Genomic DNA, 10,432 nt, shown 5'->3' on the forward strand with positions numbered 1-10,432 from the left:
CTGTTTCGCCGGACTTTGAGCCTCTTTTGAGCATCCCCCAAACGCAAAACCGGCGCCCCTTCGGAGCGCCGGCTTGGCAAAGCATCGGGTAGCAAGAGTGGCCTACTGCCAGGTCACCGACATGATCTCATAACTCTTCAGGCCGCCCGGTGCGTTGACCTCCGCCACATCGCCGACTTCCTTGTTGATCAGGGAGCGTGCAATCGGTGAGGAGATGGAAATCTTGCCGGACTTCACATCGGACTCGTCTTCGCCGACGATCTGGTAGGTGGATTCCTGTTCGGTATCCTCGTCGAGAACCGTCACCGTCGCGCCGAATTTGACGGTGTCACCGGACATTTTCGAGATGTCGATGACCTGGGCGCGAGCCAGCTTGTCCTCAAGGTCCTGCACCCGGCCTTCAATCCAGCCCTGACGCTCCTTGGCGGCATGGTATTCAGCGTTCTCGGAAAGATCGCCATGCTCACGCGCCTCCGAAATCGCCGCGATCACTGCCGGGCGTTCGATGGTTTTCAGACGTTTCAGCTCTTCGTCGAGGGCAATCTGCCCGGCGACGGTCATCGGGATCTTGTTCATGCGACCACTTATCTTCGGGAAAGAGGAGACAGGCTAGCCTCCGCTTAATTGGCCTTCAAGAGTAGGTCTGCAGCGCCTGCGGTTCAAGCGCTCCCTCATCAATGCGGCGCAGTGATGCAATGGCGGCCCGCGCGGCCGAAGCCGTGGTGTAGCAGGGGATGCGTGATTCAAGCGCAGATCGGCGGATGGAATAGCTGTCCAGATGGGACTGACGGCCTTCCGTTGTATTGAAGATCAACTGCACTTCGCCATTCTTCATCGCGTCAACAATATGCGGACGGCCCTCGAAAACCTTGTTCACGCGGGTCACCGGAATGCCGGCATCCTCGAAAGTCCTGGCGGTCCCGCCGGTGGCAAGGATGGTGAAGCCGAGCATTTTGAGGACGCGGACGGGCTCGATCATTGCCGCCTTGTCGCCTTCCTTCAGCGAGATGAAGACACCGCCCTTGCGGGGCAGGGCAATGCCGGCGCCAAGTTCGGCCTTGGCGAAGGCGGCTTCGAAACTCGTATCAATGCCCATGACCTCGCCGGTCGAGCGCATTTCCGGTCCGAGAACCGGGTCGACGCCCGGGAAGCGCGCCCAGGGCATGACCGCTTCCTTGACCGAGATATGCTTCGGGGCCGGGTCCTTGAGGCCGAAATCCTTCAGCTTGGCGCCGGCCATGACCTTGGCGGCAATCTTGGCGACGGGCTGGCCGATCGCCTTGGCCACGAAGGGCACTGTCCGCGAGGCGCGCGGATTGACTTCCAGCACGTAGATCTCGCCATCCTTGACCGCGAACTGGACATTCATCAGGCCGCGAACGCCAATCGCCTTGGCCATGGCAACGGCCTCGGCTTTCAGCTCGGCAATCATCTCGTCGGAGAGATTGTAGGGCGGCAGCGAGCAGGCGCTGTCGCCGGAATGCACGCCGGCTTCCTCGATATGCTGCATGACACCGGCCACCCAGACATCCTCGCCATCGCAGATCGCATCAACATCGATCTCGTCGGCATCGGTCAGATAGCGGTCGAGGAGCAGGGGTGACTTGCCGGACACGTGGACGGCTTCGCGGATATAGCGCTCGAAACTGTCCATCTCGCGAATGATTTCCATCGCCCGGCCGCCCAGCACATAGGAAGGGCGAAGAACCAGCGGGAAGCCCAGCTTTTCCGCTTCGGCGCGGGCTTCGGTGTCCGAGGAGGCGATGGCATTGGGCGGCTGTTTCAGGCCGAGATTGTCGAGCAGGTCCTTGAACCGGCGGCGGTCTTCGGCCAGGTCGATCGCGTCCGGCGCGGTGCCGAGGATCGGCACGCCTTCCGCTTCCAGCTCGCTGGCCAGTTTGAGCGGGGTCTGGCCGCCATACTGGACGACGACGCCCAGCAGGGTGCCCTTTTCCCGTTCGGTCTCGATCAGCTCGAGCGTGTCCTCAATGGTCAGCGGCTCGAAATAGAGGCGGTCGGCCGTGTCGTAATCGGTGGAGACCGTCTCCGGATTGCAGTTCACCATGATCGACTCGATGCCCATATCGCCAAAGGCGAAGGCGGCATGACAGCAGCAGTAATCGAATTCGATGCCCTGGCCGATTCGGTTCGGACCGCCGCCCAGGATGATGGCTTTCTTCGCATCCGAAGGATCGCTCTCGCATTCCGCCTCGACGCCGAAGGCCGGCAATTCATAGGTGGAATACATATAGGGCGTGGCGGCAAAGAATTCGGCGGCACAGGTGTCGACACGCTTGAAGACGGGGCGCACGCCCAGGGCGCGGCGGGCCTTGCGGATATCGACTTCCTCGACCTTCACCAGCTGGGCGAGGCGGGCATCGGAGAAGCCCATCGCCTTGAGGTCGCGAAAGGCCTCGGCCGTATCCGGCAGGCCGAGCGTGGCGATATCCTCTTCGGTCGTGACGATCTCTTCGATCTGGCGCAGGAACCAGGGTTCGTAGAGCGAGGCGCGCTCGACTTCACCCACATCCAGCCCCTCACGGAAAGCCTGCGCGATCACGCGCAGACGGTCCGGCGTTGCCAGGGCGAGCGCGGCGCGGACGGCCTGTTTGCGGGCATCCAGATCGATGGCTTCGTCAACGCCCGGGATCTCGACTTCGTCAAAGCCGGACAGGCCGGTTTCCATCGAACGCAGCGCCTTTTGCATGCTTTCCTGGAAACTGCGACCGATGGCCATGACTTCGCCGACCGATTTCATCGAGGTCGACAGCTTGGCTTCCGCACCCGGATATTTCTCGAAGGCAAAGCGCGGGATCTTGGTGACGACATAGTCGATGGTCGGCTCGAAGGAGGCCGGTGTGGCGCCATCGGTGATGTCATTGGCAATCTCGTCGAGCGTATAACCGACAGCCAGCTTGGCGGCGACCTTGGCGATCGGGAATCCGGTCGCCTTGGAGGCCAGCGCCGAGGAGCGCGACACGCGGGGATTCATCTCGATCACGACCATGCGCCCATCGGCTGGATTGACCGCGAACTGCACGTTCGAGCCGCCGGTCTCGACACCGATCTCGCGGAGTACGGCGAGCGAGGCCGAGCGCATGATCTGGTATTCCTTGTCAGTCAGGGTCAGGGCCGGGGCGACGGTGATCGAGTCACCCGTATGCACGCCCATCGGGTCCACATTCTCGATTGAGCAGATGATGATGCAATTGTCCGCCCGGTCGCGGACGACCTCCATCTCGAACTCTTTCCAGCCGACAATCGATTCCTCGACCAGGATTTCATCAACCGGGGAGGCGTCGAGGCCGGTCCCGCAGATCTCGCGATATTCCTCGACATTATAGGCAATACCGCCGCCTGTGCCGCCGAGGGTGAAGGAGGGGCGAATGATGGCCGGAAGGCCGATTTCACTCATCACCGCGTCGGCTTCGCTCAGGGAGTGCACGGTGCGCGAGCGCGGGCTTTCCAAGCCGATCTTGTCCATGGCGTCGCGGAAGCGTTCGCGATTCTCGGCCTTGTCGATGACGTCCGCCTTGGCGCCGATCATCTCGACCCCGAAGAGATCGAGCACACCGCGCTTGTCGAGCTCCAGCGCGCAGTTCAACGCCGTCTGGCCGCCCATGGTCGGCAGGAGCGCGTCCGGGCGTTCCTTCTCGATGACCTTGGCCACCATGTCCGGCGTGATCGGTTCGATATAGGTCGCATCAGCCAGTTCCGGATCGGTCATGATCGTGGCCGGGTTGGAGTTCACCAGGATGACCCGGTAGCCCTCGGCCTTCAGCGCCTTGACCGCCTGCACGCCCGAATAGTCGAATTCGCAGGCCTGTCCGATGACAATGGGGCCGGCGCCGATGATCAGGATGGACTGGATGTCTGTGCGTTTGGGCATGGGCGTGGCTTTCTTTTCCCGTCTCGTGCTTGCGCGGCGCGTGTGTCAAGCGCGCGCGCTCATCGCGACCCTCCGGGGACGGAGTGCCGTTCGAGCGATCAGTTTTGGTGCTGAAGCGGGTACCTATCGCGGAATCGGCGCCATGGCGAGAGGTAAACTGTGTGAATTAGTGATTTCTCGCCAAAGCACTGAAGTTGCAGGGCTTCGAGGCCTCATATTTCATCGCCACCGCGAAGGGGCCTGGCCTGGCCGGGTGTCGGCAATCGGGAGTGTGCGCTTTTGCCCGTCCCGGCGTGAGGGTGGGACGGGCATGAGGGCCAAACGTCAGTTTCCGCGACGGCTGGGGGTTGGGTTGATCACGGTGACGCCTCCGATTGCCGACACCAGACGATTCAACTAATATCAGAAAAAATTCAAGTTAAACTTTAATTCAGGATGCGCGAACCGTGACCCAGAGCGACATGACCCCGTCCGCCACAGAATCCAAAATCCGGCGACTCAGCATTTTCCTGGGGTGGGCGATCACCGTGATTGCCGTGCTGTTGCCGATCTTCACCTGGGGTATGTGGCTCCTCCCGGACCTGTCGGGGATCACCCGAACAGCCGCACCGGCCGATGGTTTCGGGGGCGGTGACCTGTCCTGGTTCGGCCTGCCGATCCGGCTCGGCGGCGCCGGGATCGCCACGATCGGCCTGGCCATCATGGTGTATGGCTTTTTCCACCTGCGAACGCTGTTCCGCGAGGCGGCACGCGGCGCCTTCTTCTCGGCACAGGCGGTCATCGGCTTTCGCCAATTTGCCCTGGCCAGCCTGATCGCCGCGATCTGGTCGCCGGTCGAGCACATCGTGTTGGGCGTCTTCCTGTCAGTCAGCAATCCCAATGTCCCCAACGCGTTGAATGTGACGTTGGGCTCGGGCGATCTCGAGGCGATCGGAGCTGCACTGCTTTTCTTCCTGATCGCCTTCATCCTCGCCGAGGGGCGCAAGCGCACCGAGGAATTGGAGTTGATCCTGTGAGGGAGCCGGACGTGCCTCCGGGCGAGATCATCGTCCATCTCGATGTCTTGCTGGCGCGCCGCAAGATTCGCTCGAAGGAGCTCGCCGACCGGATCGGGGTGTCCGAACAGGCCCTGTCCATGATCAAGACCGGCAAGATCAAGGGGGTCCGTTTCTCTACCCTGATCGCGATCTGCGACGCACTGGATTGCCAGCCGGGCGAGCTGTTCGAGTTTCGGCGGGTGCCGGATTAGAGCTTGCCGCCCAGTGCCAGGAACTCGCGCCGCATGTTGGCGCGGGCCTTGTCGCCGAGTTCAGTTTCGAATTGATCCGTCAGGAAAGTGCGTTCCGCCGCCTGCGCGTCCTTGAGGAAGGCACGCCGGCCCTGTCGGTAGAGCAGGCCGGGTGCCCAGCCATATTCTTCCCGCACGCCCTCTGCATAGCGGTCATAGATATCCTCTGGCGCGCCCAGGATGGAGAAGTCGACGTCAAGGAACAGAGCGTCATCATTGTCCCGCCCACCATCCTGATGGCTGGCGGTTGCCCGGATCAACGCATCCACCCGCCCGACCAGGTCGGGATCGGCGCCGAGAGCTGGCAATTCGGCACTCGCCCGGTCGGCGCTCTTGGCCTCATTGTCCTTGCGATGGGTATCGTACAGGATGTCGTGATACCAGGCTGCCATCCACACCCGCGCCGGTTCGGTCAGCGTGTCGTGCAGGCTGTCGAGCCGGTCGAAGATATAGATCAGATGCGACAGGCCATGGTATCGGCGATGGGGTTCGCCATAGGCGGACAGGATGCCGTCGATTGCCGACTCGCCGGTCTTCCAACCGAGTGCGGTCATCTGCGCGTGCCAGCGTTCCTTCAGCGTATGTGATAGGTCAGCCATCGATCAGCTCCAGATCCCGCCACAACATTGGTTGTATGTCTCTCCGTGTGCCTATGACACGCTCGCCGACCAGCCAGTGAGCGCGTTCGTGGAGGAGGGGGATGATGGCCATCTGGTCGTGAATGCGCTCCATGGCGGCCAGATAGAGTTGACGACGCGCCGTGGGGGCAGTCTGCCGCCTTGCGGCTGCGACAAGCTCGGCGAAGGTCTCGTCCTGCCAGTTGAAATTGGCTGCGAAACCGCCGGGCGCGAACGGGTCGAGCATGAAGAACGGATCGGATTTCAGGCCGCGATTGAAGCTGGCGATGGCGATGTCGAAATCGCCCGCATCGACAGCCTGGTAGAGATCAGTGGGATAGCTGACCAGAAGCTCGGTCTCGACACCGAGGCGACCCCAGTCATCGGCGATGGCGACAGCCAGGCGTTCACCCTCACCGGTCGTGGTGCGAATCTGCAATGGCCGCGCAACGCCGCCGGCCTGTGGCGCCATTTCGGCACCGGTGAGCTGGCTGCCCGGAATGACGAGATCAGTCGGCGACGCCGTCCCGGCATAAAATTCCCGGGCCAGGAAGTCCCGGTCAATTGCCCGAGAGAGGAGGCGCCGGACACGGGCATCATCCAGCGGCGCCCGGGCATGATTGACCTTCAGGTAGCGCAGGATCGGGGCGTCGAAGCTCTGGAACTGATCCCCCAAGCGCTCGCGCCAATAGTCGATCTGGTTGGCCGGGGGCCGGTCGGCGAGGTCGTAATCGCCGGCGCGGAAGAGGCGCATGCGGGTGGCATCCTCGCGCACCCCGTCGATGCGGATGGCCGGGATCGCGACCTGGTCGGTGGCGTAGTGGTTCGGGTTCCTGGTCAGATCGAGGCTTGTCTGGCTTTCGGCGGTGACGGTGTAGGCGCCGGCCGTGACGATGTGTTCGGGGCGGATCCAGTCCAGCCCGACGCGTTCGATGACGTGGCGCGGGAAGGGGTAGAATTCCCGCATCAGGGTGGGCAGCAGGCCCAGCGGCGTGTCGAGCCGGAATTCCACCGTGCGATCATCGCGCGCGGTCACGCCCAGCCGGTCCGGCGCCATCTCGCCGGCATGGATCGCCCGCGCATTGGTGACGGCATAAAAATCGCCCAGAACGGCAAAACTCTCGGCCGGATCAACAATGCGCCGGGCCGACCAGGCCACGTCTTCAGCCGTCAGCGGGTAGCCATCCGACCAGACCAGGCCGCCGCGCAGGCGGAAGGTCCAGACGAGGCCGCTCTCATCGACAGACCAGCTTTCCGCCAGGCCCGGACCGACCGATCCGTCCGGCGCATACTCGGTCAGACCGGCATGGATCTGCTTGTAGACCAGCGCCGCGGCTGCGAACTCACCGCGCGCGGGATCGAGACTGTCCGGCAGGCCGCTGGTGGCGACACGCAGAAGGTCGGCGGGCGGGCCGGCGCGCCCACAGGCGGCGAGCGATGTGGCGGCGGTGGCGGCGAGAAGGGTGCGTCGGTTGAGCATCGCGCCATGATGGCGCGATTTGGAGGCGGGTTGTCCAGTGAAAGTACGAGTTCAGTTTGAAATGCGGCGCGCAGCGCAGGCCCAGCCATAGACCACTTGCCAGCCAGCTTTGCGCATTGCGCGAGCTTTCAATTGATTTACGGTCGATGGGGGCTTGTTTGCCTAGGCCTCAACCCGCCCCTTCAACTCACCCACAAACCGGTCAAACACGCCGAAACTGTCCTGCGGGCCCGGGCTGGCTTCGGGGTGGTGCTGGACGGCCCAGACGGGCTTGTCGGTCAGCTTGAAGCCCGAATTGGAGCCGTCGAACAGCGAGACATGGGTCTCTTCGGCATTGCCGGGCAGGGTGGCGCCGTCGACGGCGAAACCGTGATTCATCGACACGATCTCGACCTGGCCGGTCTCGTGATTCTTCACCGGGTGATTGGCGCCGTGATGGCCCTGGGGCATTTTCGCGGTCTTGGCACCGATGGCGAGGGCCAGCATCTGGTGGCCGAGGCAGATGCCCAGGGTCGGGATATTGGCGTCGAGGACGGCCTGGATCGTCGGCAGGGCGTATTTGCCGGTCTCGGCCGGGTCGCCCGGACCGTTGGAGACCACGACGCCATCCGGGTTCAGGGCCTTGATATCCGCGATTCCGGCCTTGCCGGGCAGCACCGCGACGCGGGCGCCGGCACCGGTCAGGAGGCGCAGGATATTGGCCTTCACGCCGTAGTCGAGCACGACCACGCGGGGACCGTCTTCCGGGCCGACGGCATAGCCTTCGCCAAGCGTCCAATTGCCTTCATTCCACTCATCGGTCGACGTGCGGGCGACATCGGCGGCCAGTTCGCGACCTTCCATGGTCGGGGCGCCGGCGGCGGCGGCCTTGAGGGCGTCAATGTCGATATTGCCGGCCGGATCATGGGCGATGGCGCACATTTGCATGCCGCCTTCGCGGATCTTGCGGGTCAGGGCGCGCGTGTCGACCCGGGTCAGGGCGACAATGCCGCGCGCGCACAGCCATTCCTCGAAGGTCTGCTCGGCGCGCCAGCTCGCCGGCGGGGTGATCTTGGCGCGGCTGATCATGCCGACCGCGGCCTTGCGGGCCGTTTCGGACGCGGCTTCCTCGTCTTCGGCATTGGCGCCGACATTGCCGACATGCGGGAAGGTGAAGCAGACGACCTGTCCGGCATAGGACGGGTCGGCCAGGATTTCCTGGTGCCCCGTCATCGCCGTGTTGAAGCAGACTTCGCCCAGCGCAGTGCCGGTCGCGCCCGTGCCATGACCGAGGAAAACGGAGCCGTCGGCAAGCGCCAGCGCGCCGGTTGGAGTTTGGGTCGGCGTGGACGTCATGACTATGTCTCCAGGGGTCTCGCGGGGCGCCGTCACAGCCACCAGAATCGGTCAGCGGCAAGGGGCGGGTAAACGGGCGCTCTGCTAGACCCTGTGGCGGGCCGGGTCAATAGCGAAGCGATGGTTGAACCCGGCGCCAGACCGCCTCTGCGCGCCCGACTTGCCGCCTGACCGACCCGCTCGCGATACTGGCGCGCAGAACAGGGGATGTGCCATCATCATGAGCGAAGCCGTCAAAGCCTTCATCGCAGAGGGAAATACCTGTCTGAAGGCAGGGGATCGTGACGGCGCGGCCCTGGCCTGGTGCCGGGCGCTCGATCTCGATCCGCATCTGGCCAGCGCCCACAATAATCTGGGTGCCGTCAGCCTGATGGCGGGCCAGCCCTGGCTGGCATTGCCGTGCTTTCTCACCTCGACACGCTTGCGGCCGGACCAGGCCGGCTTCTGGATTGGTCTGGTGCGAACGCTGGTGGAACTCGGTGAGACGGCCCGGGGCGCCGCCTGTCTCGACCAGGCTTGCCGACGCCTGCCCGATGATGCGTCCCTGAAGGCGGCCGCCGCGCAATATCCCGCCGATGACGCCATCAGGGCCCGTTTCGATGGCATGGCGGACCGGTCCGGGCAGACCGCCGCGGCAGATCAATTGGCGTCGCTCGCAGCCTCTGCGGCAGGGGGTGACCCGGCACAGGCTCTTGAGACCGGTCGGGCCCTGGTCTGGGTTCTGCCCGAGCGTCCCGGTCTCTGGGTCACGCTTTCGCGCCTCGCCATGGCCTGTGGCCATTGGCAGCAAGCGGAATTCAATGCCCGGCGCGCGATCGCGCTGGCGCCGGACGAGACCGATGGCTGGCACGCGCTGGCGACGGTCCTCAGCGAGGCCGAGACCCGTCGCGATGATGTCGAGCGCGTCTTGCTGCGCGCTCTGGACCTTTGCGGGCCGCGCCTGCGTCTGGCCGATGCCTATTGCAATCACTGCCTCGCCCACGGCCGGCCGGACAAGGCGAGGGCTCTGCTCGAGCGCTTGCCGGACGCCCGGATCGGGGAGGCGGCGCACTGGCATCTGCTCGAGGCGCGGGTCCTGGACGCGAGCGGGGATGGCGAGGCCGCCGCTGACATCTTCCGCTCGGCACTCGCGCAAGGGGCGCCGCCCGCCCCATTGCTGATCGCCGCCGCGATCTACCATGAGCGCGATCTCGATCCAGAGGCCTGGCTGAGCCTCTATGCCGGTGCGGTCCAGCTGGGCGCTGACCTGGACCAGGCCGACCTCCATCACGCCCATGCCCGCGCCCTGCTGCGGTCCGGCGAGATTGAACAGGCTGATCAGGCCATCAAGGCGGCGCTGGCGGGCGGGCTTGCCGATGAGGCCCGGCGCGGCGCGCGCTTTACAGCCGGCCGGATTGCGGACCAGCTCGGTCGACATGACGAGGCCTGGCGTCATTTCGAGGTCGGCAATCGATTGTTGGAGACCGGCTGGGAAATCGCCGGGCCTTGTGACCACACCCGCCCGCTGGCGCGGCTGGAGAGCCTGTCGCGGCGACTGGATGCCGAGATCGCGTCGGGGGTGCGGGCCGCGGTAACACCGCAAGAGGCGCCGCGTATCGAGGCGGGGCACGACCTGGCTTTCCTGATCGGCTTTCCGCGCTCGGGCACGACGCTGCTGGACAGCGTGCTGCGATCCCACAGCACGATCCAGGTGGTCGAGGAATGCCCGGTCCTGATCGAGGCCTTGCGGGCCGTCGTGCCCGGCATGGCCGGCGACGAGACCGAATTCAGCGAGGACTGGCTCGACGGCGTTGATGCCGCCGATGTCGGTGAGTTGCGCGCGG

General features: G+C 64.5%; 8 protein-coding genes. 3 read left to right on the forward strand and 5 right to left on the reverse strand.

Annotation, left to right across the window (positions count from 1 at the left end; translation table 11 throughout):
- Positions 1 to 102: 102 nt before the first annotated feature.
- Positions 103 to 576 carry a transcription elongation factor GreA gene (gene greA / locus QZ266_RS06155; RefSeq protein ID WP_295692717.1) on the reverse strand — a complete coding sequence of 158 codons (474 nt, stop codon included), beginning with the start codon at positions 574 to 576 and terminating at the stop codon, positions 103 to 105.
- Between the two features lie 55 nt (positions 577 to 631).
- Positions 632 to 3,889, reverse strand: coding sequence for a carbamoyl-phosphate synthase large subunit (carB, locus tag QZ266_RS06160; protein ID WP_295692720.1), 3,258 nt, complete (start codon positions 3,887 to 3,889; stop codon positions 632 to 634).
- Positions 3,890 to 4,335: 446 nt separating this feature from the next.
- Here carB and QZ266_RS06165 point away from each other — a divergent pair, with 446 nt between their 5' ends.
- Complete coding sequence (locus tag QZ266_RS06165) at positions 4,336 to 4,905, forward strand: DUF2975 domain-containing protein (RefSeq protein WP_295692722.1); 570 nt, start codon at positions 4,336 to 4,338, stop codon at positions 4,903 to 4,905.
- A complete protein-coding gene (locus QZ266_RS06170; protein WP_295692725.1) occupies positions 4,902 to 5,138 on the forward strand; it encodes a helix-turn-helix transcriptional regulator in 237 nt (78 codons plus the stop codon). The genes QZ266_RS06165 and QZ266_RS06170 overlap by 4 nt, the downstream gene beginning before the upstream one ends.
- Here the strand turns inward: QZ266_RS06170 and QZ266_RS06175 are convergent.
- From QZ266_RS06175 to carA, 3 genes are all read right to left on the reverse strand, one after another.
- Entirely contained in the window at positions 5,135 to 5,776 is a 642-nt protein-coding gene (locus tag QZ266_RS06175) for a hypothetical protein (protein WP_295692728.1), read from the reverse strand. The two genes, QZ266_RS06170 and QZ266_RS06175, sit on opposite strands and share 4 nt — an antisense overlap.
- A complete protein-coding gene (locus QZ266_RS06180; RefSeq protein WP_295692729.1) occupies positions 5,769 to 7,274 on the reverse strand; it encodes a peptide ABC transporter substrate-binding protein in 1,506 nt (501 codons plus the stop codon). The genes QZ266_RS06175 and QZ266_RS06180 overlap by 8 nt, the downstream gene beginning before the upstream one ends.
- Positions 7,275 to 7,436: 162 nt before the next feature.
- A complete protein-coding gene (carA, locus tag QZ266_RS06185; RefSeq protein ID WP_295692732.1) occupies positions 7,437 to 8,609 on the reverse strand; it encodes a glutamine-hydrolyzing carbamoyl-phosphate synthase small subunit in 1,173 nt (390 codons plus the stop codon).
- Positions 8,610 to 8,829: 220 nt separating this feature from the next.
- Between carA and QZ266_RS06190 the strand changes: the two genes are divergently transcribed.
- On the forward strand, positions 8,830 to 10,432 hold a 1,603-nt coding region (locus tag QZ266_RS06190; RefSeq protein WP_295692734.1), incomplete at its 3' end, for a tetratricopeptide repeat protein.

The sequence above is a fragment of the uncultured Maricaulis sp. genome, assembly GCF_905480005.1.
GTDB lineage: Bacteria > Pseudomonadota > Alphaproteobacteria > Caulobacterales > Maricaulaceae > Maricaulis.